Here is a 24,616-nt window from a genome sequence, read left to right as displayed (position 1 = left end):
CCGAGGCCCGCAGGCCGGTGAAGAATCCTGTTCCCGGTGCCGGGAAACTGGTGTATGAGGAGTTAACTTGCGCCTGCTGTTTGGTAAATAGTGCATTGAGGAGACGAGTGGCATGGGGTTCCACACAAACTATGATATCCGGGATGTCGGGACGGATACGACGAACCCGTCCGGCGACAATGACATCTGGAAGGCGACTCTCGACCTTCGGCTATCCGACGCAAACGAGATAACCGGCGATTTCAACGTCTTTAACCAGGGTCATGACACTGGTGACGCCGGGAACATCACCTATGAATTCAGCGGCATCGGCTTCAGCGCCTATGGCGCCGACGGGCCGGAAGCGAACAACAACATGATCGCGGCCGACAACTGGCCGTTCGGCACCCTGACCACGAATTCTGCCGACGGAACCTATACCTTCGTCGCCGACTGGGATGCGGTGCTGGCCAGCGGCTATGACCAGCTTGCATATTTCCACGTGACGCCGATCCGCAACGGCGTGCGGGGCGAGACGGACGGTGTTTATATCAACCTGCTGATCTGCGTTGCGCGCGGCACCCGGATCGCGACGCCGGACGGCGAGGTTCCGGTCGAGTCGCTGGCGGTCGGCGATCTGGTCGATACGGTTGACGGGCCTGCGCAGGCGGTGCGCTGGATCGGCTCGCGCAGGGTCGGCGGGGCCGAACTTGCCGCCCGCCCGCATCTGCGCCCGGTGCGCATCCGGGCCGGGGCGCTCGGTGAAAACCGCCCGGCGCGTGATCTGCTGGTTTCGCCCCAGCACCGCGTCCTGCTTGGCGGCTGGCGCGCCGAGCTCCTGTTCGGTGAGAACGAGGTGCTCGCGCCCGCCAAGGCACTGGTCAATGACGAAACGATCCGCATTGATGCCGCTGCCGAAGAGGTCGAGTATTTCCATATCCTCTTCGATACGCACCAGATCATGCTGACCGAGGGGCTGCCGACCGAAAGCTTCCACCCGCAGGAATATTCCCTCAACGCGCTGGACCGGGCGGTGCGCGACGAAATCCTGTCGCTGTTCCCGGCGCTGGCCGATGTGCGCGGCCAGGGCAAGGCCGCCCGCCGGTCGCTGCGCCCGTGGGAGGCGCGGATGCTCCTTGACGGGGCCGCCGAGGCGTGAACGAGGCACCAACGCTGCCCGACAGCACCCCGCGTGACAGCACGGGCAAAGAGCTTCCGCCGGTGGAATTGCCATCGGCGGAAAAGCTTCGCGTCTATGGCGACGCGCTGTTCCTCGCCTTCCGCAGCGGCCGGCACACCCGGTTGAGCGTGGGCGGACTGCGGGCCTCGCTGGAACCGGCGATCGAGACCGGGCAGTTCCGCGTCTATCGTTTCGATGATGTGCCGCGGGGCATGTATACTTGGGCCCGTCTTACGCGCGAAAGCGAACGCAGGATGATCGCGGGTGAATATCTTTATCCCGATGAATGGGTCGGGGGCGATCGGCTCTGGATCATGGATTTCATCGTGCCCTATCGCGGGCTGACGGCACAGATCGCGCGCTGGCTCATGATCCGCGGCAACATGAGCGACACGGAATTCCTGTTCCGCCGCTTTTCCGGCCCGGCGCAGCGCCAGCGCATCGTGCATGTGGATTTCACCGCGCCGAAGCTGTCCCGCACCTATGACCCCGACGAGTTCCTGAACAAGCTGGCCTGAACCGCAGGCCGCCTGACTCAACCGATCAGGTCCAGCGTTTTCGGGCATCTCCTGCCCTGGAAGAACTGCGCAAGGGCGCGCCCGAATATCTCGGGCGCCCCCGGGACCGCCGCAAACAGCGTCAGCGATGATCGCAGCTTGAGCGCATCAAGAGGTCCGAGAATGTCCTCGGCGCTCTTGTCCTCGTGACCCGTCAGGATGCCGACGGCCTCGACCAGACGCGCGTGCAGGGTCTCATCGGCCAGATAGCTGCGGGCCTCTGCCGGATCGCGCAGGCCGTAGCGCTGCGACATGGATGACTGCCCGAGCGCGGCAAGCTGGGGAAAGACGAACCAGATCCAGTGGCTGCGTTTCTGCCCTTTATCCAGTGGCTGCGTTTCTGCCCTTTGCGCAATTCGCCGAGGACGTCATCCCACACCCGGTTCTGGGCGGCGATGAAATCCCCGGCGTCGAAGCCTTGCGTCACTTCCCGGCCTTGCGGGCGCGCATCGCGTTCAGGCGCAGCCGCAGCGCGTTGAGCTTGATGAAGCCGGCCGCGTCCTTCTGGTCATAGGCGCCGGCGTCATCCTCGAAGGTGACGTGTTCTTCCGAGTAAAGCGACTGATCGGACCAGCGCCCCACCGTGCGCGCAAGCCCCTTGTAAAGCTTGACCCGCGCGGTTCCGGTCACATGTTCCTGGCTCTTGTCGATCAGCGCCTGAAGCATCTCGCGTTCGGGGCTGAACCAGAAACCGTTGTAGATCATTTCCGCATATTGCGGCATCAGCTGATCCTTGAGGTGCCCGGCATTGCGGTCGAGCGTGATCTGCTCGATCCCGCGATGCGCCTCGAGCAGGATCGCACCGCCCGGCGTTTCATAGATGCCGCGGGATTTCATGCCGACAAAGCGCCCCTCGACCAGGTCAAGCCGCCCGATCCCGTGCTTGCGGCCATAGTCATTGAGCCGCGTGAGCAGCGTGGCCGGGGACAGTGCCTCACCGTTTATGCTGACCGCATCGCCGCGCTCGAAACCGATCTCGATGAATTCGGGCGTGTCGGGGGCGTCTTCGGGGTTCACCGTGCGCTGATAGACGTAATCCGGTGCATCCACCGCCGGATCCTCGAGGATCTTTCCCTCGGACGAGGTGTGCAGCAGGTTCGCATCGACCGAGAACGGGGCCTCGCCACGCTTGTCCTTCGCGATCGGGATCTGGTTCTTTTCGGCGAAATCCAGCAGCCGGGTGCGGCTGGTCAGATCCCATTCGCGCCAGGGCGCAATCACCTTGATGTCGGGATTGAGCGCATAGGCCGCGAGTTCGAACCGCACCTGATCGTTGCCCTTGCCCGTGGCCCCGTGCGCGATCGCATCGGCGCCGGTTTCGGCGGCGATCTCGATCAGGCGCTTGGAAATCAGCGGCCGCGCAATCGACGAACCCAGCAGGTAAAGCCCCTCATAGACCGCATTGGCGCGGAACATGGGAAAGACGAAATCGCGCACGAATTCCTCGCGCAGATCCTCGATATAGATGTTGTCCGGGCTGATCCCCAGAAGTTCGGCCTTCTTGCGCGCGGGCTCCAGCTCCTCGCCCTGGCCAAGATCCGCCGTGAAGGTCACGACCTCGCAGCCATAGGCGGTCTGGAGCCATTTCAGGATGATCGAGGTATCCAGGCCGCCCGAATAGGCGAGAACGACTTTCTTGGGTGTGGACATGACAAACGTTCCTTGTGCGCAACTTGCCAGCGGCGTAACGGGTTTTGCATATCTCGGCAAGCGGCCAGCGCTTGAACCGGCCGGCAAGCTGCGGCAAGGAGTATTGATGACCGGATTCCACGACAGGGTGCGCGCGGCCGAAGCCGAAATGCGCAAGGTGTTCCCGCCGACCCCGCTTTTGCGCAACGATCATCTCTCGCAGCGGTTCGATGCGGACATCTGGCTCAAGCGCGAGGATCTGAGCCCGGTGCGCTCCTACAAGCTGCGCGGGGCGCTCAATGCGATGCGCAAGCAGAACGGGCAGGATCTGTTCGTCTGCGCCAGCGCCGGGAACCATGCGCAGGGGGTTGCCTTCATGTGCCGGCAATTCGGCGTGCGCGGGGTGATCTTCATGCCGGTGACGACGCCGCAGCAGAAGATCCGCAAGACGCGGGCCTTTGGCGGCGACCATATCGAGATCAACCTGGTCGGCGACTATTTCGATCACACGCTGGCCGAAGCGCAGCGCTGGTGCGCCGAACACGGCGGCCATTTCCTTGCGCCTTTCGACGATGACGACGTGATCGAGGGGCAGGCGACGCTTGCGCTCGAAATCGAGCGCGAACTTGACGCGCTGCCGGATTTCGTCGTGCTCCCGGTCGGTGGCGGCGGCATGGCAGCGGGGGTCACGCTCTGGTTCGCCGGACGGACGCACCCGGTCTATGTCGAGCCGCGCGGCGGTGCGAGCCTGCGCGAGGCATTGAACGCCGGCCGCCCGGTGCCGCTTGAGCGGGTCGATACCTTCGTTGACGGGGCGGCGGTCGGCCAGATCGGCGAGCGGCCGTTTTCGGTGCTGCGCGACGTGGCGCCTGCCGATTCGCTGGTGATCTCCGAAGATCGGGTCTGCGCCACCATCATCGAGATGCTGAATGTCGAGGGCATCGTGCTGGAACCGGCGGGGGCGCTGTCCATCGAGGCGCTTGGCGATCTGACCGACCGGATCCGCGGCAAGCGCGTGGTCTGCGTCACCTCGGGCGGGAATTTCGATTTCGAGCGCCTGCCCGAGGTCAAGGAGCGCGCGCAGCGTTACGCGGGCCTGAAGAAATACTTCATCCTGCGCCTGCCGCAGCGCCCCGGCGCGCTGAAGGATTTCCTGGAGATCCTCGGCCCCGAGGACGATATCGCACGGTTCGAATACCTGAAGAAATCGGCGCGCAATTTCGGTTCGGTCCTGATCGGGATCGAGACCGACCACCCCGAGAATTTCCGCCGCCTGTTCGACGATCTGGACGCGAGCGGATTCGTCTATACCGACATCACCAACGACGAGACCCTGGCCCAGTTCGTGATCTGAACGCCCCCCGGTTGCCGCGGTCTGAACGGATCAGGCCCCGCCCTCGGTGGGCGAGGGGTGGCCGGGCGCGCCAAGCCCGGCAAGAAGCGCGTCGCGCTCCCGCTCGAAGGCCGCGCGGAGGTTGGCCGTGTCGGGCGGGCCCGCGCCCGGAACGATTGCGGGATCGGAGCAGAGCCGGACCAGATCGCAAAAACCCAGGGAAAGCGCGCTGCCGCGAAGGCAATGCAGGATGTCGCCCTGCGCGGCGCTGTCGGCTGCCTGCGCAAGCTGCCGCAGGAGATCGTCGGCCTCCTGCAGGAAAAGATCGAGGATTTCGGTAAAATTTCCCGCGCCGACGTCGTGGCGCAAGTCCCGGATCCGGCCCCAGTCGATCATGCGGTGTGCTCCTTCCCGCGTCACGGTGACCGGGCCGCATGAAGGGGCGGTTAACGGGCGCGGAGATAACCCCGCGCCCGCCGGGAATCAGTCCAGCCAGCCGGCGTTCTTCTGGCGCTGATGGGCAACGATGGCGTTGCGCATCAGGATCGCGACCGTCACCGGCCCGACACCGCCCGGAACCGGAGTAACCCATCCGGCCACGTCCAGCACCGCATCGGTATCCACGTCGCCGACGATCTTGGTCGAGCCGTCCACATGGGTGACCTGGTTGATGCCGATGTCGATCACCGCCGCGCCCGGCTTGATCATGTCGGGGCCGATGAAATGCGGCTTTCCGACCGCCACCACCAGCGCATCGGCGCGTCGCGAATGGATCGCCAGGGCGCGGGTCATGTGATGGCAGACGGTTACGGTCGCGCCCTCGGCCATGAGCAGGAAGGCCGCCGGCTTGCCGACGATTTCGGAATGTCCGATCATCACCACCTCGAGCCCCTTGAGATCGAGGCCGGTCTCCTTCAGCAGTTCGACCGAGGCCGCCGCGGTGCAGGGCGCGAGCGCGATGTCCGAATAGACGATATTGCCGATCGAGGAGGGGTTCATCCCCTCCACGTCCTTGAGCGGGTGAATCGCCGATTGCAGCGAACGGACGTTGATGTGCTTGGGCAGCGGGCGCTGCAGGATGACGCCCAGCACATTGGGATCGTCGTTCATCTCGAGGATGAGCTGCTTGCACTCTTCCTGGCTGACCTCTTCGCCCCAGAGCTGCTGATCGAAGCGCAGCCCGACCTTTGCCGCGTTGCGCGCCTGGTTGCGGACATAAACGGCGACCGCCGGGTTTTCGCCGATGCTGATCGAGACCAGCCGGCCGACCTTGTCGCCGCCGCCCGCGGCATCGACATATTCCTTGACCTCGCCAAGGATGCGGTCCGCGACCACCTTGCCGTGAATCAGGCGATGGTTGTTCCGGGAATCGGTGGTCACGCCGTCAGCCCTTCCGGTTCATCAAGCCCGTTTGCGCGGCAGCAGGCGGTCAGCGTGTTGGCCAGCAGGCAGGCGATGGTCATGGGGCCGACGCCGCCCGGCACCGGGGTGATCGCGCCGGCGACCTTGGCGCAGCTTTCATAATCGGCGTCACCGACCAGCTTGGTCTTGCCGTCGCGCTCGATACGGTTGATGCCCACGTCGATGACGGTCGCACCGGGCTTGATCCAGTCGCCGATGACCATTTCCGGCCGGCCGACCGCCGCCACGACGATATCGGCGCGGCGCACCACCTCGGGCAGATCCTTGGTGCGGCTGTGGGCGATGGTCACGGTCGCGCTGTCGCGCAGCAGCAGCTGGGCCATCGGTTTGCCGACGATGTTCGAGCGTCCGATCACCACCGCATCCATCCCCGAGATGGAGCCGTGATGGTCGCGCAGCATCATCAGGCAGCCGAGCGGCGTGCAGGGCACCATGCTTTTCTGGCCGGTGCTGAGGAGTCCGACGTTCGAGATGTGGAATCCGTCCACGTCCTTGGCGGGCGTGATCGAGTTGATCACCAGATCCTCGTCAAGATGGTCGGGCAGGGGAAGCTGCACCAGGATGCCGTGCACCTCGGGATCGTTGTTCAGCTTGTCGATCAGGTCCAGAAGATCCTTTTCCGACGTGTCGGCCGAAAGCTTGTGCTCGAAGGATTTCATGCCGACCTCGACGGTCATCTTGCCCTTGGAGCGGACATAGACCTCGGAGGCCGGATCGCTGCCCACCAGCACGACCGCCAGACCCGGCGTGATGCCGTGGCCGGATTTCAGCCGGTCCACATGTTCTGCCACCTGTCCGCGCACCTTTGCCGCGAACGCCTTTCCGTCAATCACCGTCGCCGCCATGACATGCCGCTCCTGCTTGATTTCGTTACATTGGGTTTCCGCCTGATGCGGGAAGGGGACGCGAGGCTGTCTGCCCCGCGTCCCCGTTAGCTGATCGGCCGGTCGTCAGGACAGACCTTCGATGTCGCCATTGGCGTCCAGCTTGATGTTCACGGCCGAAGGCACGCTCGGCAGGCCCGGCATGGTCATGATCTCGCCGCAGATCACCACCACGAAACCGGCGCCGGCGCTCAGGCGCACCTCGCGCACCGGCACGCCAAAGCCCGTGGGGGCGCCGCGGCGGTTCGGGTCGGTGGTAAAGCTGTACTGCGTCTTGGCCATGCAGATCGGCAGGTTGCCGTAGCCCTGCTCTTCCCATTCCTTGAGCTGGTTGCGGATCTTCTGATCGGCCAGCACCTCGTCGGCGCGGTAGATGCGCTTGGCGATGGTTTCGATCTTCTGGAACAGCCCCATGTCGTCGGGATAGATGGGCGAGAAGTTGCCCGGATCCTCGTCCGCGACCTCGGCGACACGGGTGGCAAGGTCAACCGCGCCTTCGCCGCCCTGTGCCCAGTGCTTGGAGACGATCGCTTCCGCACCCATGGTCTTGACGTAATCCTTGACCGCCTGAATCTCGGCCTCGGTGTCGTGGACGAAGTGGTTGAGCGCCACCACGACCGGCACGCCGAAGGATTTCACGTTCTCGATGTGGCGGCCGAGGTTCGGGCAGCCTTTCTTGACGGCCTCGACATCCTCGTGGTCGAGCTCGTTCTTGCCCAGCCCGCCGTTCATCTTCATCGCGCGCACGGTGGCGACCAGCACCACGACGGCCGGGTGCAGACCCGCCTTGCGGCACTTGATGTCCATGAACTTCTCGGCGCCGAGATCGGCACCGAAACCGGCTTCGGTGACGACGTAATCCGCCAGCTTGAGCGCGGTGGTCGTGGCGATGACCGAGTTGCAGCCGTGGGCGATGTTCGCGAAGGGGCCGCCGTGGACGAAGGCCGGGTTGTTCTCGAGCGTCTGCACGAGGTTCGGCTGCATCGCGTCCTTGAGCAGGACGGTCATGGCGCCGTCGGCCTTGATGTCGCGGGCATAGACCGGCGACTTGTCGCGGCGATAGGCGACGATCATGGCGCCGAGGCGTTCCTGCAGATCCTTGAGGTCGTTCGCAAGGCACAGGATCGCCATGACTTCGGACGCCACGGTGATGTCGAAGCCGGCCTCGCGCGGGAAGCCGTTGGAAACGCCGCCCAGGCTGGCCGTGATCTGGCGCAGGGCGCGGTCGTTCATGTCGATGACCCGGCGCCAGGTCACGCGGCGGGTGTCGATCTCGAGGCTGTTGCCCCAGTAGATGTGGTTGTCGATCATCGCGGCCAGCAGGTTGTGCGCCGAGGTGATCGCGTGGAAGTCGCCGGTGAAGTGCAGGTTCATGTCGTCCATGGGAACGACCTGCGCATAGCCACCACCGGCGGCGCCGCCCTTCATGCCGAAGTTCGGTCCGAGCGATGCCTCGCGGATGCAGACGGCGGCCTTCTTGCCGATACGGTTCAGACCATCGACGAGGCCCACGGTGGTGGTGGATTTTCCCTCGCCCGCCGGGGTCGGGTTGATCGAGGTCACGAGGATCAGCTTGCCGTCCTTGTTGCCGCGAACCTGGTTGATGAATTTCTGGCTGACTTTCGCCTTGTCATGCCCGTAGGGCAGCAGTTCGTCGGAAGGGATGCCGAGCTTCTCGCCGATTTCCTGAATGGGTTTCTTGCTGGCTTCGCGTGCGATCTGAATATCGGACTTCATGGCCATTCTGTTGTCGCTCCTGGTCTGAGTTCGGTTGGATTTTTATCGGATCATTCTGCCGCCAAGGGGCATCCGGCGCCCCTTCGGTCAAGTGCCGCAGCGGGCGGACGATAAGCAGGGGGCGGACAGGGCGCCGGCCGGCCGGAGACGACAACAGAGATGGCGCGATGCACAAGGCATCTGCCGGCCTTCCTGTCGTGTCGCTGTCGGATCACGGCCACCGCGTGTCACTCTCCCCGTCTTATTCCCAATGTTTAATTATTTTTCTTATGGGTCAACACGCCTTTGCCGTCGCGTTGTCAAGATCATTCTTCGTTTCCTGTCGCCGTTTCCTCGACGCGCCGGCGTGTCGGCCGACTGGCGGTTCCGGTTGCGCGCAGCCGGAGACAGGGCCAAATCGCCACAGAGCCGGCGCGGAATCAAGCGTGATTCTCGAAACGCGATAATAGATTCTAAACGGCTGCTGTCCATCGTGGGCCCGATGTGACTCGCCACCGGGGCCGAACTTCATGCCCGACAACCCGATTTCCACTGCCCGCAGCGCGCAGCAACGGCGCGCCCTGCATGGTCTGCTGATGCTCCTGTTGCCGGTGGCGCTGCTCGTGCTGCCGGCGGCTCCCGCATCGGCGGCACCGGCGGCATCGCGCCCCTCCATGGTGGCGGCCGTCTGCGACAAGGTGGCTCACCGTGCGTCGCGGGCACATGGCGTTCCGCTCGACGTGATGCGGGCGATCACCCGGGCCGAAACCGGCCGGATGCGCGGCGGCGAACTCGAACCCTGGCCCTGGACCGTGAACATGGAAGGCACCGGCCACTGGTTCGAGACAAGGGACGCTGCCCGCGCCTTTGTCTTTGCCCGGTTCAAGGCCGGGGCGCGCAGTTTTGATGTTGGCTGTTTCCAGATCAACTACCGCTGGCACGGGGACGCGTTCCGCTCCATCGACGAGATGTTCGACCCCGAACTCAATGCGCGCTACGCGGCCAAATTCCTGATGGAGCTGTACCGCGAACTCGGTGACTGGTCGGCTGCCGCCGGCGCCTATCATTCCCGCACGCCGAGCCATGCACGCAGCTATACGGCCCGCTTCGCCCGGATCCGCAGCACCATGGGAGCGGCCGGCGCGCGTCCGCGGGACACAGATCGCGGCGGCGGTATCGAGGCGCCGGGGGTGATCGTGGCGCTGGCCGGCACCGACCCGCTGCCCTTCATCGGCGGCGGTGCGCCGGTCATGGGCTCGCTGGTTCCGCTCGGGCCCCGGGCGGGCCCAGCGCCCGACACCGCCGACCGTCCGGCATTCCTGTTCCTGAACTGAAGGCGCGCAATGAACTCCATGTCGATGAAAGCCCTGTTCCGCCCCACGGTGCTGCTGACGATGGCCCTCATGGCGGTCATCGTGATGATGATCCTGCCCGTGCCGGCCTGGGTGCTCGACACGGGGCTCGCGTTCTCCTTCGGGCTCGCGATCCTGATCTTCACGGTCACGCTCTTCATTGAGCGGCCGCTCGATTTCTCGTCCTTTCCGACAATCCTGCTCGCGTCGCTGATGCTGCGCCTGTCGCTCAACATCTCGTCGACCAAGCTGATCATCGGGCAGGGGCACACCGGGACCGGTGCGGCCGGCCATGTGATCCAGGCCTTTGCGCAATTCGTGATGGGCGGCAGCGTCTTTCTGGGGCTGGTGGTGTTCGGCGTGCTTCTGATCGTGAATTTCGTCGTCATCACCAAGGGCGCGGCGCGCATGGCCGAGGTCGGGGCGCGTTTCGCGCTCGACGGGATGCCGGGCAAGCAACTTGCCATCGACAGCGACATGTCCGCCGGCGCGATCGACCATCAGCAGGCGCGTGAGCGGCGTGAGCGCGAACAGCAGGAGACGACCTTCTTCGGCTCGCTCGACGGGGTGTCCAAATTCGTCAAGGGCGACGCGGTTGCGGGGTTGCTGATCACGCTGCTGAACCTCGTGATGGGGCTGGTGATGGGGATCGTGGTGCACAAGATGCCGCTTGCATCGGCGCTCGAGACCTATGCGATCCTGACGGTGGGCGACGGGCTCGTGACCCAGATCCCGGCGGTCATCATCTCGATCGCTTCGGCCCTGCTGCTGTCGCGGGGCGGCATCACCGGGGCGACCGATCGCGCGCTGTTCGACCAGCTTGGCCGCTATCCCTCGGCGCTGGCGACGGTTGCGGTGCTGATGGCGCTGTTCGCGCTGGTGCCCGGCCTGCCCTTCGTGCCCTTCATTGCCGGCGCGGTGCTGCTTGGCTATCTGGCCTGGCGGATGAAAAAGCGCGGCGAGGCGCAGGACCTGCAACCGGCCAGGACGGCCGAGCCGGCCCCCGAGGCGCGCGACCTGCTTGGCGATGTGCTCGACCTCGACGACGTGCATGTGGAATTTGCGCCGGATCTCGTGAATATGGTGCTCGATCCCGGCACCGGGCTCGATGTGCGGATCGCCAACATGCGGCGCCACGTGGCGATGGTTTTTGGCCTCGTGCTGCCCGACATCCGCCTGACCGATCAGCCCGGCCTGCCGGACGGCACCTATGTCATCCGCATCCAGGGCGTCGAACATGCGCGCGGAACGCTCCGCCCCGATATGGTGATGGCGCTGCTCCCGGAGGGCGGCGGCGGGATGCCGGCGGGCAACGACGTTCGCGAGCCGGTCTATGGCGCGCCGGCGCGCTGGATCACGCCGCGGGACCAGGATGCCGCCGCCCTGTCCGGCGCGACCGTGGTCACGCCGCCCGAGATCCTCGCGACCCACCTGCTCGAGATCATGAAGCAGAATTTCGCCCGGCTGCTGACGCTCAAGTCCCTGCGCCGCCTGCTTGCAGAGATGACCCGGCTGTCCGATCCCGCCCGGGCCGAGGAAAACCGCCGCCTGCTGGACGACCTGATCCCCGACAAGGTGCCCATGAACACCCTGCACGCGGTCCTGCGCCTTCTTCTGGAAGAACGTGTTTCGATCCGCAACCTGCCGCTCATACTGGAAACCATCGCCGAGGCGCGGCTGGTCTCGACCCGGCCGGAGGCGATCTGCGAACAGGTCCGCCAGCGGCTCGGCTTCCAGATCGTGGCCGGGATGAAACGCGTCGACGGAACGATTCCCCTGATCCAGCTTGCGCCGGAATGGGAGGAAACCTTCTCCGCCTACCAGGTCGAGGGCAGCGCCGGCAGCATGGATGTCGCCCTGCCGCCCGACCTGTTCAACCGCCTGTCCGAGGGGCTGACGGAACAGATGAACCAGGGCAGCGAATCGGGATTGGTCCCTGCGCTGGTCACATCGGCGCGGCGGCGGCGCTTCCTGCGCACGATCATGCACGCCCGCGGGCTCACCAATCCGGTGCTCTCATTCGAGGAGATCGGGCTCGAGGCGCGCCCGGCACTGATCGGAACCGTGGCCGCATGATCACCCTGCCGCCAGAGCTGCAATCCTACCTCGCGCTGCAGATCTGGCAGGCGGCGATCGTGTTCTTCCGGGTTGCCGCACTGGTGTCGCTGTTGCCGGCCTTCGGCGAACAGTCGGTGCCGATGCGGGTCCGGCTCTGCATCGCGCTCGTCTTCACCATGGTCGTCGCCCCGACGATCGCCCCCGCCGTCGCTCCTTTGATCGCCGATGGTGCGGCTGCCGGCCCGGGGCTTCTGCGTTTCATCCTGACCGAGACGCTGATCGGCCTCGCGCTTGGCATCGGCGTGCGCCTTTTTGTCATCGCGCTGCAGACGGCCGGATCCATCGCCGCGCAATCGACCTCGCTCGCCCAGTTGCTGGGCGGTGCCGGGGTCGAGCCGATCCCGGCCATGGGGCATCTGCTGATGGTTGCCGGGCTGGCGCTTGCGGTGACGGCGGGGCTCCATGTGCAGGCGGCGCGCCTGCTGATCGAGTCCTATCAGGTCTTTCCGGCGGGATTCGTGCCTGCCGCTGCGGATCTCTCGGCCTGGGGCGTGGCGCGGATCGCGCGGGCGTTTTCGCTCGCGCTCGGCCTTGCGATCCCCTTCGTGATCGCGTCGCTGATCTATAACCTGACGCTCGGCGTCATCAACCGCGCCATGCCGCAGCTTATGGTCGCCTTTGTCGGTGCCCCGCTCATCACCTTCGGCGGGCTGCTTCTGCTGTTTGTCAGCGCGCCGCTGCTGCTGACGGTCTGGGTGAATGGCCTCTCGGCCTTCATGGCCGATCCGATGGCGGTGCCGCGATGAGCGAGGCGGGCGATGACGACAGCGAAAAGAGCCATGAGGCCTCGCCGCAGAAGCTCCAGCGTGCGCGCGAAAAGGGGCAGATCGCGAAATCGACAGATGTGTCGGTGGCGGCGGCCTACGGCGGGATCCTGCTTGCCGCCACGGTGTTCGGGACGGGCGCGATCAACGGGTTCGGATCGGCGCTGGTGACGCTGCTCGAGCGCCCCGACCGCCTTGCGCCGCTGTTCTTCGACGAGCCCGCCCGGATCCCGGCCGGCGGCATGATGCAGACAATCGGCGGTGCGCTGTTGCCGTGGTACGTGCTGCCGGCCGGCGCGGTGGTCCTCTCGCTGCTGGCCCAGCGTGCCTTTGTCTTTGCGCCCTCGAAGATCGCGCCCAAGGTGTCGCGCATCTCGATCCTGGGCAATGCGAAGAACAAGTTCGGCCGCTCGGGCCTGTTCGAATTCGCGAAGAGCTTTACCAAGCTCCTGGTCTATTCCGCCTGCCTCGGGCTGTTCCTGCGGGCGCGTCTGTCCGAGATGGTCGGGGTGATGGCCTCGGACGTGCGGGCGGGGATCGCCCTCATGGCGCGGCTCTGCATCGAGTTCATGTCGCTTGCCCTGCTCGTCGCGGCGGTGATCGCCGTGCTCGACATGATCTGGCAGCACCACGACCACCTGCGCAAGAACCGCATGTCGCGCAAGGAGGTGATGGACGAACACAAGGACTCCGAGGGCGACCCGCATATCAAGCAGCAGCGCCGCCAGCGCGGGCAGGAGATCGCCATGAACCGGATGATGGCCGATGTCCCGACCGCCGATGTGGTCATCGTCAACCCGACCCATTATGCCGTGGCGCTGAAATGGAGCCGCAAGGCCGGCGCCGCGCCGGTCTGCGTTGCCAAGGGCGTGGACGAGGTCGCCGCGGCCATCCGGCGCCACGCGATGGAGGCGGGCGTCCCGATCCACAGCGATCCGCCGACCGCACGGGCGATCCATGCCACCGTGGCGCTGGGCCGCGAGATTCCCGAGGAATATTATCGCCCGGTGGCCGCCGCGATCCGGTTCGCCGAGGCGATGCGCGCCCGGGCGCGGGCCGGTGCAACATGACCGCGGACCGGATCCGGCAGCTCGGCGCCGTGACCGAGGCGCTTTACATGGATGAACACCGCCGCATCCAGGAGATCCTCACGCGCGAGGCGGCGCTGCAGGCCAGCATCTCGCGGCTGCGCGCGCAGAGCAGCCATTACGGGGACCGGCAGATGCAGGCGATCGGCGCGGATCTGGCCTGGGAGGCCTGGCGCGACCGTTCGCTGCGCGACCTTGGAATGGAACTGGCACAGGTGCGGGCGCAGAAGCTTGCCGCGCTCGACCGGCTCCGGGGCGCCTTCGGCCGCAACGAGGCGGTGCGCCAGCTGATCGAGCGTGCCATGGCCGAACAGAAACGGCTGCGCAGCCGGCGGTGATATGCCCCGCCGCTTGCGGGGCAGGGAGGTCAGGGATCCTGGCGCAGGATATCCACGATCAGCACGTTTCTGACGTCTTTTCCCAATTCCTTCCGTGCCGCGTCGCGCAGCGCTGTCCGCAGCGGGCCGAGCCGGTCCTCCTGCGTGAAGGGGCCGTTGAAGCCGCCGATATTGGCGTGGTCGAACAGGACGCGCAGGAAGGCATCGCGCAGCTTCGGTTCCTGTTCGAAGACGCGCGCGCGCTGGCCGGCGGTGATCTCGATGCTGAGCGAGAGCACGACGAGCGAACTGATCCGGTCGCGCGACACCACCGGGATGACGAACTGGTTGTTGAGCTTGACATATTCCAGCCCGGCAGCCGGAACATCCCCGTCCTCGGCCGCTTCGTCCGTGTCGGGCACTGCGGCTTGCGCGTCGTCCTCCGGCGGCGCCAGAAAGACCGCGGCACCGGCCCCCGACAGGATGCCGAGCGGGATCAGGAGGAACGGGAGGAAACGTTTCGGCATGATCTTCCCTAGAACGGCAGCACGGCGTCGAGGATCTGCTGCCCGTAGCGGGGCTGCTGGACATCGGTGATCTGGCCGCGCCCGCCGTAGGACACGCGCGCCGAGGCGATCTTGTCATAGGTGATCTCGTTCTGGCGCGAGATGTCCTCGGGGCGCACGAAGCCCGAAACGAGAAGCTCGCGCAGTTCGAAATTCACCCGCACTTCCTGGCTGCCGGATACCGCGAGCACGCCGTTCGGCAGCACATCGACCACCGTGGCGGCGACGCGCAGGGTCAGCTTTTCCTTGCGCTTGACCGACCCCTTGCCGCCCGAGGCGCTGTTCGATCCGATGCTGACCGAATCCGCCATGGTGGCGCCATCGGGAAGCCGGCGGTCGATCCGCTGCGGCAGGCCGATCAGTTGCGGAATGCCGAGGCTTTCCGAGCCCGAGCGCGAGCGCGAACTGTCGTTCGAGATCTCGGCCTTTTCATCAATTTCGATGACGATGGTCAGGATGTCGCCCTTGGTCATGGCGCGCCGGTCACCAAGCAGCGAGCGCCGCCCGCCGCTCCAGAGCGAGGCCTGATCGACATTGCGCTGCGGCTGGCTGTGCAGCGGCAGCCCGGGCCAGAGCATCGCCGCATGTTCGACGTTCTCGGTCGCGGGGCTGAAGCTCGGCGGCCTGCCGAGGTGATCCCGGCTGCTGCATCCGGCCGCAATGACGAGCGATGCGAGAGCCGCGCCGCGCAGGATGATGTGACGTTTCATTATCGGACCTCGATCGAACCGTCCTCGCGGACCTGTCCGGTGATGGTGTTGCGCGATGACAGGTTCATGGCGCGCACGGACTCTCCGGCCGCGCCGCGGCCGAGCGCGCGCCCCTCGGCGATGATGTGCAGGCCGCCGCGGCGGAAGGTGAGCGTGACCAGGTCGTTGCGCTCGACGAGCGTGGGGGGACCGATGTCGCCCGGCTGGATCGCGCGCCCCGGATAAAGCGCGACCCGCGCCTCCTGTCCGATCACGAGGCGCGGATCGTCGATCGCGCCGGGGATGGTGGCCGGATCCACCAGCAGGTCGTCGGCCGCGATGATCTCCTTTGCGCGGATCGTGCGCGCCGGGACGACCACATCCGCGCCCGCCTGCGATGCGGCGCCGATCAGCAGGGCGGCGAGCGCCGGTTTCATCAGCGGACCTGCGTCGTCACGGCCATCATCTGGTCGGCGGCGGTGATGACCTTGGCGTTCATTTCATAGCCGCGCTGGGCCTCGATCAGCTGCGTCACCTCGCGGACGGCATCGACCGTGCTGCTTTCGAGATAGCTCTGGCGCAATGTGCCGAGCCCGTTCTCGCCGGGTTCCGACACCATCGCCGGGCCGGAGGCTTCGGTTTCGGCAAAGAGGTTGCTCCCCAGTGCCTCGAGCCCCTTTTCGTTGGTGAAGCCGGCCAGCGTGAACTGATCCAGGAGCTGCGCCTCGGCAGTGTCGTCGAAATAGGCATAGACCTCTCCGGCGGCGTTGATCGAGATGCTGCGCGCGTCCTCGGGAATGGTGATCTCCGGCACCACGGGGAAGCCGTCGGAGGTCACGATCACCCCGTCGGGCGACCGTTTCAGGCTGCCGTCGCGGGTATAGGCGGACTGCCCCGAGGGCAGGAGCACTTCGAGATAGCCGCTGCCCTCGATCGCAAGGTCGAGGTCGTTCCCGGTCGGCAGCGATGTGCCCTGTGCGAGCATCACCGTGACCGAAGCGGGGCGCACCTCGAGCCCGAGCTGAACGCCGGTCGGCAGGATCGTGCCGTCGGTGGCGTTCACCGTGCCGGGGCGGACGACCTGCTGATAATGCAGATCGGCGAATTCCGCCCGCCGCGCGTTGTAGCCGGTCGTGTTCATGTTCGCGAGGTTGTTCGAAATCGTTTCGACGCGCATCTGCTGTGCGCTCATGCCGGTGGCGGCAATCTGAAGAGCCCGCATTTCCGTTCCTTTCTCCTGGCGTTCACCTGACCAGAGTTTTGATGACATTCCGCAGCCGCTCGTCCTCGGCATTGAGCAGGTTCTGCCCCGCCTCATAGGCGCGCTGGACCTCGATCATGCGCGAGACCTGGAGAATCGCGCTGACGTTCGACGATTCCAGATATCCCTGAAGGATTGCTGCGCCGCCGGCGGGCTCGACCCCGCTGCCGGCGCGGAACATCACCCCGTCCTCGCGCTGCATCGTGAGCGGATCGACCGGTTGGAACAGGCCGATCTGCCCCAGGGCGCGGCCGTCGCTGCTGATGGTTCCGTCGCTCGAAATGCCGATGTCGCCCGCATCGGGCGGCACGAAGACCGGCGCGCCGCCGGCATCAAGCAGAAAGTGGCCGTCCGCCGTCACGAGATCGCCTTGCGCATTCGGGGTAAAGCTCCCCGCGCGGGTCAGGCGCTCGCCCGCCGGTGTCTCGATCAGGAAATAGCCGTCGCCCTGGATCGCAAGGTCGAAGCGGCCGTTGGTCTGCGTCAGCATCCCCTGTTCCTGCGAGGTGTTGCGCACCTGGCTGCGGGTCATGGAGAGCGAAGGCTGATCGGGTATCGCGCGGACATATTCGGAAAAGATCACCCCCTCCTGGCGGAATCCGGTGGTGGCGGAGTTGGCGATGTTGTTCGCGATCACCCGCATTTCCTGCATCAGCCCGGATTGGCGGGACAGCGTGACATAGGCGGCAGCATCCATCAGGAACCTCCGGCAATCAGGGGAAGGATCTGGTCGTGAAAGAACGAGACGAGCATCTGCGACATGAACCCCATGGAGAGCCAGAAAACGATGACGATGGCGCCGAGCTTGGGCACGAAGGTGAGCGTCATCTCCTGGATCGAGGTCAGCGCCTGGAACAGGCCGATCGTCACTCCGGTCAAAAGCGCGACCGCGAGGATCGGCAGCGAGATCAGGACGGCGACCCAGAGACCCTGCCGCAGCGTGTCGAAAAGGAGCCCCTCAAGCAGCATGTCAGACCGGCATCCTCAGGATTTCCTGATAGGCTTCGACCACCTTGTTGCGAATGGTGACCGCCGTCTCGACCGCGAGTTCGGTCTGGGCGAGCGCCTGCACCAGCGCATGGGGATCGGCGTCGCCGGTCATGGCTGCCATGGCCGTCTGTTCGCTGTTCTGCAGCGTTTCGGCGAAATCGCGGAACAGCGCCCGCGCCCCGTCGGCCGCCTGTCCGGCCGGATCGGGCCTCGTGGCGGGGCGCGCGGCACCATAGCCCTGCAGGGCGGAAAGACCGTGTATATCCATTCGGTGTTCTCCTGAGTGTCGATTTACTTGCGCAGCAGATCCATGAGGCCCGCCGACATCTGCCGGGCCTGGTCGAACATCTTGAGATTGGCCTCGTAACTTCGCTGCGCCTCCCTGGCGTCGGCGATCTCGATCAGCAGGTTCACGTTCGACCCGGTATAGTGCCCGGTGCCGTCCGCGAGCGGATGCGAGGGATCGAAGATTCGCTGCCGTTCGGTCTGGTCGAGCCGGACCGGGCCGGGGACGACCTTGCTGGCGCCGGTTTCGCGGTCGCGGACGGTTTCAAACGCGATGAGCTTGCGTCGATAGCCCGGCGTGTCGGCATTCGAGATGTTTTCCGACAGGTGCCGCAGCCGGGCCGACTGCGCGCGCATCCCGCTCGCCGAAACCGTGAGCGCCTGGGTAAAGTCGTTCATGTCGTGGACACTCCTGTTCAGAACCGGCCGAGACTGCTGCGCAGGACCGAGAGGGACGAACGGTAGATCGCCAGCGCCCGCTCGTGATCGCGCGCGACGCCCGTGGCCTTGAGCATTTCCTCTTCGATGGAGACCGGATTTCCTGTTGCCCGGCCGATGCCGGTCACTGGCTCCGCAGGGTCGGGGGCGATATGGCCCGGCCGCGTGCGCCGCATGGCGAACCCGCTATCGCCGTCGAGGATTTCGGAAAACGAGGGAACCTCCCGCGTGCGATAGCCGGGCGTGTCGGAGTTGGCGATGTTGCGGGCGATGGCCTCCTGCTGCCGGCCGGCGTGGCTGGCCATGGCATGGGCGGTCCTGAAGATGTCGAGTTCGCTGAACATCGGGCTTTTCCCTGTTTCGGTTCAATCAAGGCTTAACTCCGATTCGTTTAGAAACTCTTGTCAGGAGATTTATGGAGCGTTCGCATCATGGTGACGGATCTGGACCTGCTGCGCCGGCAGATCGAAACGGCGCAGCTGATGCGCCCGCTGGGCCGCGTCATGGGGGTGAGCGGGGGCGTGGTGCAGATCTCGGGGCTGACGGCCTGCGCCCGGGTCGGCGACCAGGTGATTCTGACGCGCATGTCGGGGGTGCCGCTCGAGGGCGAGGTGCTGCGGATCGGACAGGATCATGTTGCGATGCTGCCCGAAAGCGCGCCGGACGGGGTGGCGCTGAACGACCGGGCGATCCTGCGGCCGGTGCCTGAATTTGCGCCGTCGCGGCACTGGATCGGGCGCGTGATCGACCCCTATGGGCGCCCGATCGACGGCCGCCCGCTCGCGTCCGGTGCGCAGGGAGTCGATGTGACCGCCATGCCGCCCGCCGCCGTGTCGCGGGGCGCGTTCGGCGCGCGAATCCCCACCGGGCTGTCCGTTCTGAACACGATTCTGCCGATCGTCGAAGGGCAGCGAATCGGGCTCTTCGCGGGCTCGGGCGTCGGCAAGTCGCGGCTGCTCGCGCAACTCGCCGGGCATATGGCGGCGGATGTGGTGGTGATGGCCCTGATCGGAGAACGCGGGCGCGAGGTGAACGATTTCGTCCAGCGCACCCTCGGGCCGGAGGGGATGAAGCGCTCGGTGGTGGTCGCGGCGACGTCGGATCAGTCGGCGCTGGTCCGGCGGCGCTGCGCCTGGGCGGCGATGGCGGTGGCCGAATATTTCCGCGACCGCGGCCGCAACGTCCTTTTCCTGGCGGATTCGGTCACGCGGTTTGCCGAGGCGCATCGCGAGATCGCCGTCGCCGCCGGCGAGAGTTCGGCCATGCGCGGCTTTCCGCCCTCGCTCACGCCGCTGATCACCGGGCTTTGCGAGCGCGCCGGCCCCGGGGCGGAGGACCAGGGCAGTATCACGGCCGTGTTCAGCGTGCTGGTGGCCGGGTCGGACATGGACGAACCGGTTGCCGACATCTTGCGCGGGGTTCTTGACGGGCATGTGGTGCTGGATCGCGGCATCGCCGAACGCGGCCGTTTTCCCGCGATCGACGTCAACCGCTCGGTCTCGCGCTGCCTGCCGGACGCGGCGAGTGCCGGGGAAAACACGATGATCGCCGAGGTCAGGCGGCTGCTTGGCGCTTACGAGCGGTCAGAGGTCATGATCAAGGCCGGGCTTTACAGCGAAGGGGCCGATGCGCTGCTTGACCGGGCGGTGCTGGTCTGGCCCGAACTCGACGCGTTCTTCGCCCGCCCCGACCCGGAGGGGATCGAGAGCAGCTTTGCCCGGCTCGAACTGATCCTGCGTCGGGCGGGCAAGACGGCCCATCCGTGACCGGTCCCGACATCCGCGCGGGCCGGCACCGGCCCGCCCGCGCGATATCCGCTTTTACTGGCGGGGCTCGAAGGCCGAGAGCCCCTTCAGGATGTCGATGGCATAGGCCAGCTGATAATCCTGGATGCGGCGGTGCGCCGCGGCCTCGGCCTGTTCGCGCTCTTCCTCGATCTGGCGCAGCTCGTCCTCGGAGAGGCTGTCGTTCATCAGCCGCCCGCGAAGGTCGGCCTCGGACCGGATGCGGGCCGAGATATCCTCTTCCGCTTCTTCTTCTTCCGATCTGGGCTTGGGGCGCGGCTGCTCGACGATGATGTCGGGCGCGACGCCCAGTGCCTGGATCGAGCGCCCCGAGGGGGTGTAATAGCGCGCGGTGGTCAGGCGCATCGCCCCCGCGCCGCGCAGCGGAATCACGGTCTGGACCGACCCCTTGCCGAAGCTCTTGGTGCCGACGACGACCGCCCGGTCGTGATCCTGCAGGGCGCCGGCGACGATCTCCGAGGCGCTGGCCGATCCGCCATTGATCAGCACCACGATCGGCTTGCCCTCGGTCAGGTCGCCCCCCCGGGGTGGCATTGAAACGCTCCCCGTCATCGGCCTCGCGCCCCCGGGTCGAGACGATCTCGCCCTCGTCAAGGAAGGCATCCGACACCGAAATCGCCTGCGTCAGCAGCCCGCCCGGGTTGTTGCGCAGGTCGATGACAAAGCCCTTCACATTGTCCATGCCGCCGGCTTCCTCGACCTGTTCCTTCAGGTTGGCCTCCAGATCGGTCATGGTCTGATCGTTGAAGGTGGTGATGCGCAGCACCACGATATCTTCGTCGCGATGGGCGCGCACGGCATTCAGCTTGATCGTGTCGCGGGTCAGCTTGACGTCGAAGGGTTCGGTCTCGCCCTCGCGCACCACGGTGATCTCGATTTCCGAACCGACCGGGCCGCGCATCAGATCGACCGCCTTGTCGAGCGTGAGCCCGAGCACGCTTTCGCCATCCACATGGGTGATATAGTCGCCGGCCTCGATTCCGGCTTCGGCCGCCGGGGTGCCGTCCATGGGCGAGACCACCTTGACGAAGCCCTCTTCCTGCGTGACCTCGATGCCGAGCCCGCCGAATTCGCCCTTGGTCTGCACCTGCATCGCGTCGGCATCCTCGGGTGACAGATAGCCGGAATGCGGGTCGAGCGACGACAACATGCCGTTGATCGCGGCGCGGATCAGATCGGATGGAGAGACTTCCTCGACATATTGCGCACGGATCCGCTCGAAAATGTCGCCGAACAGATCCAGCTGCTCGTAAACGCTCGACGTTTCGGCCTCCTCCTGGGCGACCAGCGGCCCGACCAGTTGCGTCGTGGCAACGATCCCGGCCAGCGTGCCACCCAGAGCGGCCATTACCAGTTTTTTCATGTCCGTCTATCCATCCTTGTCGGTTCGGAACCAGCTCTCGGGATCCACCGGCTCGCCGTTCTCTCGAACTTCCATATAGAGCGATTCCGAAGATCCGGTTCCAGTGGACTCACCGCTTAGTGACAGAAACGAGCCGGGTTGTGGAGCCTCCCCGCCCATGAGCCCGACCGGAGTTCCGGCCGGGACGATTTCGCCGGTATCGCCGTAGACTTCGGCGAGACCCGACAAAACAAAAAGCAAACCGGCCTGCGGTTCAAGGATGATCACGTTGCCGAGGTCAAGAAGCGGGCCGCGATAGCGGATCGTGGCCGCGACCGGCGAAACGACGAGCGCCCGCGGCTGCGTGGCGATCACGATGCCGTCGCGGGTGATGCCGGCCGCATCCGCGCTGCGGGCCGCGTGCAGCAGGTTGCCCTCCACCGGCAGGGGAAGCGTGCCCTTTTGTGCCGAGATGTCCGCGCGGCTTGCGGCGATATCGCCGTTCCTGGCGATCTCCGACAGGCCGTCGGCAAAGGCACCGAGCGTTTCGGTCGATGAGATCAGGATCGCGGTGCGCACCGGATCCTCGGTAAAGCGGCGCGGCAGGGCGGTGCGGCCGGTGATCGCCTGGCTGAGTTCGGCCCGGGCCTGCTGGATGCCGGCTAGCCCCTCTTCAAGGGTGCGGACGGCCTTGCGCTGCAAAAGCTGAAGGGTCTGCACCTCGTCCAGGTCGCGGCGCAGCCCGGCGGCGCGGTCGTGAAGCGCGGGCGTCGCCTCGGTCAGCATCATGGCGCTGCGGGCGCTGCCGAGCGGCCCGGCCGGGTGCAGCAGCAGGGCGGGGGGCGGCGCGGTTTCGATGGCGAGCAGCACGCCGAGCAGCCGGCCGATTTCGGCGTCGCGCGCGGCAAGCTCCTGCGTCAGCGCGCGTTCGCGCGCCGTGGTGCGGCGCAATCCGTCCCGCAGGGCGCCAAGGCCGGATTCAAAGGCGCGCACGGTTCCGGTCAGGGCGCGCACGCGGTCGCTCGCGCTCGATGCCTTTTCCAGCCGGCCGATGGCCGATTCCAGTTGTTCCATGGCCAGACGGGCATCGCGCCCGGGATCCCCGTCGCCCTGCGCCTGCAGCGCCCCGGTCGTGGCCAGCACGAGCAGGGCGGCCGCGATCAGTCGCATTCGATCAGGCTCTGCCCGGTCATTTCGGCGGGTTTCGGCAGACCCATGAGATGCAGGAGCGTCGGCGCCAGGTCGGCAAGCCGCCCGTTGCGCAGCCGTGCCCCCGGCGGACCGCCGACGAGCACCACCGGCACCGGGTTGAGCGTATGCGCGGTGTGCGGCCCGCCGGTCACGGGATCGACCATCATTTCGCAGTTGCCGTGATCGGCGGTGACGATCATCGCGCCTCCGGCCTTTTCCAGCGCGGCCAGAACCTTTCCAAGGCAGCGGTCCACCGCTTCGCAGGCGGCGATCGCCGCCTCGGTCCGGCCGCTGTGCCCCACCATGTCGGGATTGGCGTAATTGGTCACGATCAGGTCATAGCCGTCATTGATCGCGGCGACGAGATGCTCGGTGACTTCGGCAGAGGCCATGTCCGGTTTCAGGTCATAGGTCGCGACCTTGGAAGAATGCGGCATGCAGCGGTCCTCTCCGGCGGCGGGCTCTTCGCGTCCGCAATTGAGGAAAAACGTGACGTGGGGATATTTCTCGGTCTCGGCGAGGCGGAACTGGCGCAACCCGTGCGAGGCGACCCAGGCTCCGAGCGTGTTCGGCACCTCGGCCTTGCGGAACACCGAGGTCATGTAGCGCATGTGATCCTCGGAATAGTCCATCATGCCCATGAGCGCGGCAAGGCGCGGGCGCTCGCCGGTTTCGAAGGCGTCGAACCTCGGCTGGCCGAGCGCCGCGAGCATCTGGCGGGCCCGGTCGGCGCGGAAGTTGAGACAGAACAGCCCCTCGCCCGCGGCAAGCCCGTCATAGCCCTTGATCACCGTCGGCGCGATGAACTCGTCGGTCTCGCCCCGCTCATAGGCGGCCTCGATCGCCGCGCGCGCGTTGGGTGCGCAGGGCCCGATCGCCCGGGTGATAGCGTCGAAGGCGCGCATGACGCGCTCCCAGCGCCGGTCCCGGTCCATCGCGTAGTAGCGGCCGAGCACCGTGCCGATCCTCGCCCCTTGCGGCAGCCCCTGCTGCAGCCGGTCGAGATAGGCGAGGGCCGATTTCGGCGCCACGTCGCGGCCGTCGGTGACCGCATGCACGATGGTCGGAAGCCCGGCGCGCTCCATCGCCTGGGCGGCGGCGATCATGTGGCCCATGTGCCCGTGCACGCCGCCGTCGGACATCAGGCCCAGAAGATGCGCGCGCCCGCCACTGACCCTGAGCCGGTCGATGAAATCGGCAAGGGCGGCATTCTCGAAGAAGCTGCCGCTGGCGATCGCCTGGTCGATGCGGCCCAGATCCATCAGCACGATCCGGCCGGCGCCGATGTTCATGTGGCCGACCTCGGAATTTCCCATCTGCCCCTCGGGCAGGCCCACGTCCGGCCCGTGCGTCACCAGTTGCGCACTCGGCCCCTTGCCGATGATCGCATCGAAATTCGGTGTCCGCGCCATGAAGGGCGCGTTCGCGGGGCCGGGTGCCGCGATGCCCCAGCCGTCGAGGATGCACAGGACAACAGGTTTCGGCGCGCTCATTCATCGGCTCCGGTTGCGAAAAGATCAGGCTGGTTCTAACCCCGGATGCGCGGAGGTTGAACCGCAATTCGCGCCGCCCGCAGGAAAGGGGCCGGGGGCGCGGATGCTGTCCTGTGTGCGGAAACGAACAGTGCCGGCGCGCCCTGCCGTGGCTGTCGGCTTTCCGCTCGATATGCCGATGTGGAGCAACCGCGAAGGCGGGAAGCGCTGCGATAGA

At 66.2% G+C, this 24,616-nt stretch carries 26 protein-coding genes and 2 pseudogenes; 9 read left to right on the top strand and 19 right to left on the bottom strand.

The features are described from left to right. Window positions 1-112 precede the first annotated feature (112 nt). Window positions 113-1,138: a Hint domain-containing protein gene (locus B0B01_RS06620; protein ID WP_076648868.1), complete on the top strand. Its 1,026-nt coding sequence runs from the start codon at window positions 113-115 to the stop codon at window positions 1,136-1,138. Further along, window positions 1,135-1,677 (top strand): toxin-activating lysine-acyltransferase, encoded by a 543-nt coding sequence (locus B0B01_RS06615; protein ID WP_076648866.1) that lies wholly within the window; start codon window positions 1,135-1,137, stop codon window positions 1,675-1,677. Before B0B01_RS06620 ends, B0B01_RS06615 begins: the two co-directional genes overlap by 4 nt. A gap of 17 nt (window positions 1,678-1,694) precedes the next feature. Here B0B01_RS06615 and B0B01_RS06610 read toward each other — a convergent pair whose 3' ends face one another. The 3 genes and pseudogenes from B0B01_RS06610 to B0B01_RS06605 form a co-directional block, all read right to left on the bottom strand. After that, complete coding sequence (locus tag B0B01_RS06610; protein WP_327082992.1) at window positions 1,695-2,015, bottom strand: DUF1810 domain-containing protein; 321 nt, start codon at window positions 2,013-2,015, stop codon at window positions 1,695-1,697. A gap of 80 nt (window positions 2,016-2,095) precedes the next feature. After that, a pseudogene (locus tag B0B01_RS13545) lies at window positions 2,096-2,143 on the bottom strand (hypothetical protein); the annotation flags it as partial. Next, on the bottom strand, window positions 2,140-3,366 hold the full coding sequence (locus B0B01_RS06605; protein WP_076648864.1) for an argininosuccinate synthase: 1,227 nt from the start codon (window positions 3,364-3,366) through the stop codon (window positions 2,140-2,142). The pseudogene B0B01_RS13545 and the gene B0B01_RS06605, both read right to left, overlap by 4 nt. A 106-nt stretch (window positions 3,367-3,472) precedes the next feature. On the opposite strand from B0B01_RS06605, the gene ilvA reads away from it, so the two are divergent. Continuing rightward, on the top strand, window positions 3,473-4,699 hold the full coding sequence (ilvA, locus tag B0B01_RS06600; protein ID WP_076648862.1) for a threonine ammonia-lyase IlvA: 1,227 nt from the start codon (window positions 3,473-3,475) through the stop codon (window positions 4,697-4,699). A 30-nt stretch (window positions 4,700-4,729) separates the two neighbouring features. On the opposite strand, the gene B0B01_RS06595 is transcribed toward ilvA, so the two are convergent. The 4 genes from B0B01_RS06595 to B0B01_RS06580 form a co-directional block, all read right to left on the bottom strand. Continuing rightward, on the bottom strand, window positions 4,730-5,074 hold the full coding sequence (locus B0B01_RS06595; protein WP_076648860.1) for an Hpt domain-containing protein: 345 nt from the start codon (window positions 5,072-5,074) through the stop codon (window positions 4,730-4,732). An 87-nt stretch (window positions 5,075-5,161) separates the two neighbouring features. Continuing rightward, entirely contained in the window at window positions 5,162-6,058 is an 897-nt protein-coding gene (locus B0B01_RS06590; protein WP_076648858.1) for a bifunctional 5,10-methylenetetrahydrofolate dehydrogenase/5,10-methenyltetrahydrofolate cyclohydrolase, read from the bottom strand. Further along, window positions 6,055-6,945: a bifunctional methylenetetrahydrofolate dehydrogenase/methenyltetrahydrofolate cyclohydrolase FolD gene (folD, locus tag B0B01_RS06585; protein WP_076648856.1), complete on the bottom strand. Its 891-nt coding sequence runs from the start codon at window positions 6,943-6,945 to the stop codon at window positions 6,055-6,057. The genes B0B01_RS06590 and folD overlap by 4 nt, the downstream gene beginning before the upstream one ends. Before the next feature lie 105 nt (window positions 6,946-7,050). Further along, window positions 7,051-8,727, bottom strand: coding sequence for a formate--tetrahydrofolate ligase (locus tag B0B01_RS06580; protein WP_076648854.1), 1,677 nt, complete (start codon window positions 8,725-8,727; stop codon window positions 7,051-7,053). 503 nt (window positions 8,728-9,230) lie between these two features. On the opposite strand from B0B01_RS06580, the gene B0B01_RS06575 reads away from it, so the two are divergent. Genes B0B01_RS06575 through B0B01_RS06555 form a run of 5 tightly spaced genes read left to right on the top strand, consistent with a single transcriptional unit; the run spans window position 9,231 to window position 14,360 of the window. Further along, window positions 9,231-10,034 carry a transglycosylase SLT domain-containing protein gene (locus B0B01_RS06575; RefSeq protein WP_076648852.1) on the top strand — a complete coding sequence of 268 codons (804 nt, stop codon included), beginning with the start codon at window positions 9,231-9,233 and terminating at the stop codon, window positions 10,032-10,034. 9 nt (window positions 10,035-10,043) lie between these two features. Further along, a complete protein-coding gene (gene flhA / locus B0B01_RS06570; protein WP_076648850.1) occupies window positions 10,044-12,128 on the top strand; it encodes a flagellar biosynthesis protein FlhA in 2,085 nt (694 codons plus the stop codon). After that, entirely contained in the window at window positions 12,125-12,916 is a 792-nt protein-coding gene (locus B0B01_RS06565) for a flagellar biosynthetic protein FliR (protein ID WP_076648848.1), read from the top strand. Before flhA ends, B0B01_RS06565 begins: the two co-directional genes overlap by 4 nt. Beyond that, window positions 12,913-14,004 (top strand): EscU/YscU/HrcU family type III secretion system export apparatus switch protein, encoded by a 1,092-nt coding sequence (locus B0B01_RS06560; RefSeq protein ID WP_076648846.1) that lies wholly within the window; start codon window positions 12,913-12,915, stop codon window positions 14,002-14,004. The genes B0B01_RS06565 and B0B01_RS06560 overlap by 4 nt, the downstream gene beginning before the upstream one ends. Beyond that, window positions 14,001-14,360: a hypothetical protein gene (locus B0B01_RS06555; RefSeq protein ID WP_076648844.1), complete on the top strand. Its 360-nt coding sequence runs from the start codon at window positions 14,001-14,003 to the stop codon at window positions 14,358-14,360. Before B0B01_RS06560 ends, B0B01_RS06555 begins: the two co-directional genes overlap by 4 nt. A 29-nt stretch (window positions 14,361-14,389) precedes the next feature. Here B0B01_RS06555 and B0B01_RS06550 read toward each other — a convergent pair whose 3' ends face one another. From B0B01_RS06550 to B0B01_RS06510, 9 genes are read right to left on the bottom strand one after another with little or no spacing between them, the layout of a single operon-like run. Next, complete coding sequence (locus tag B0B01_RS06550; protein ID WP_076648842.1) at window positions 14,390-14,866, bottom strand: flagellar basal body-associated FliL family protein; 477 nt, start codon at window positions 14,864-14,866, stop codon at window positions 14,390-14,392. Between the two features lie 8 nt (window positions 14,867-14,874). Next, a complete protein-coding gene (gene flgH, locus B0B01_RS06545) occupies window positions 14,875-15,615 on the bottom strand; it encodes a flagellar basal body L-ring protein FlgH (RefSeq protein ID WP_076648840.1) in 741 nt (246 codons plus the stop codon). Continuing rightward, window positions 15,615-16,031 (bottom strand): flagellar basal body P-ring formation chaperone FlgA, encoded by a 417-nt coding sequence (gene flgA, locus B0B01_RS06540; RefSeq protein ID WP_076648838.1) that lies wholly within the window; start codon window positions 16,029-16,031, stop codon window positions 15,615-15,617. The genes flgH and flgA overlap by 1 nt, the downstream gene beginning before the upstream one ends. After that, entirely contained in the window at window positions 16,031-16,816 is a 786-nt protein-coding gene (flgG, locus tag B0B01_RS06535) for a flagellar basal-body rod protein FlgG (RefSeq protein ID WP_076648836.1), read from the bottom strand. Before flgG ends, flgA begins: the two co-directional genes overlap by 1 nt. A gap of 22 nt (window positions 16,817-16,838) precedes the next feature. Further along, window positions 16,839-17,552, bottom strand: coding sequence for a flagellar hook-basal body complex protein (locus B0B01_RS06530; protein ID WP_076648834.1), 714 nt, complete (start codon window positions 17,550-17,552; stop codon window positions 16,839-16,841). Next, window positions 17,552-17,824: a flagellar biosynthetic protein FliQ gene (locus B0B01_RS06525; protein ID WP_076648832.1), complete on the bottom strand. Its 273-nt coding sequence runs from the start codon at window positions 17,822-17,824 to the stop codon at window positions 17,552-17,554. Before B0B01_RS06525 ends, B0B01_RS06530 begins: the two co-directional genes overlap by 1 nt. Before the next feature lies 1 nt (window position 17,825). Next, window positions 17,826-18,113: a flagellar hook-basal body complex protein FliE gene (fliE, locus tag B0B01_RS06520; protein ID WP_076648830.1), complete on the bottom strand. Its 288-nt coding sequence runs from the start codon at window positions 18,111-18,113 to the stop codon at window positions 17,826-17,828. A 23-nt stretch (window positions 18,114-18,136) separates the two neighbouring features. Further along, window positions 18,137-18,529, bottom strand: coding sequence for a flagellar basal body rod protein FlgC (gene flgC / locus B0B01_RS06515; protein ID WP_076648828.1), 393 nt, complete (start codon window positions 18,527-18,529; stop codon window positions 18,137-18,139). Between the two features lie 17 nt (window positions 18,530-18,546). Beyond that, the gene (locus B0B01_RS06510) at window positions 18,547-18,912 is read right to left on the bottom strand and encodes a FlgB family protein (protein ID WP_076648826.1); all 366 of its coding nucleotides are present in this window, start codon (window positions 18,910-18,912) and stop codon (window positions 18,547-18,549) included. Window positions 18,913-18,999: 87 nt separating this feature from the next. Here B0B01_RS06510 and B0B01_RS06505 point away from each other — a divergent pair, with 87 nt between their 5' ends. Continuing rightward, the gene (locus tag B0B01_RS06505) at window positions 19,000-20,334 is read left to right on the top strand and encodes a FliI/YscN family ATPase (RefSeq protein ID WP_076648824.1); all 1,335 of its coding nucleotides are present in this window, start codon (window positions 19,000-19,002) and stop codon (window positions 20,332-20,334) included. Window positions 20,335-20,388: 54 nt separating this feature from the next. Here the strand turns inward: B0B01_RS06505 and B0B01_RS06500 are convergent. The 3 genes and pseudogenes from B0B01_RS06500 to gpmI all read right to left on the bottom strand — a co-directional run bounded on the left by B0B01_RS06500 (window position 20,389) and on the right by gpmI (window position 24,399). After that, a pseudogene (locus B0B01_RS06500) lies at window positions 20,389-21,736 on the bottom strand (S41 family peptidase). 6 nt (window positions 21,737-21,742) lie between these two features. Then, complete coding sequence (locus B0B01_RS06495; protein WP_076648822.1) at window positions 21,743-22,885, bottom strand: murein hydrolase activator EnvC family protein; 1,143 nt, start codon at window positions 22,883-22,885, stop codon at window positions 21,743-21,745. Continuing rightward, window positions 22,876-24,399, bottom strand: coding sequence for a 2,3-bisphosphoglycerate-independent phosphoglycerate mutase (gene gpmI, locus B0B01_RS06490; RefSeq protein WP_076648820.1), 1,524 nt, complete (start codon window positions 24,397-24,399; stop codon window positions 22,876-22,878). Before gpmI ends, B0B01_RS06495 begins: the two co-directional genes overlap by 10 nt. Window positions 24,400-24,616: the final 217 nt, after the last annotated feature.

This window comes from Pontibaca methylaminivorans, assembly GCF_900156525.1.
GTDB lineage: Bacteria > Pseudomonadota > Alphaproteobacteria > Rhodobacterales > Rhodobacteraceae > Pontibaca > Pontibaca methylaminivorans.
The sequence above is the reverse complement of the archived record's forward strand: the minus strand, read 5'-3'. Positions and strand labels throughout refer to the sequence as shown.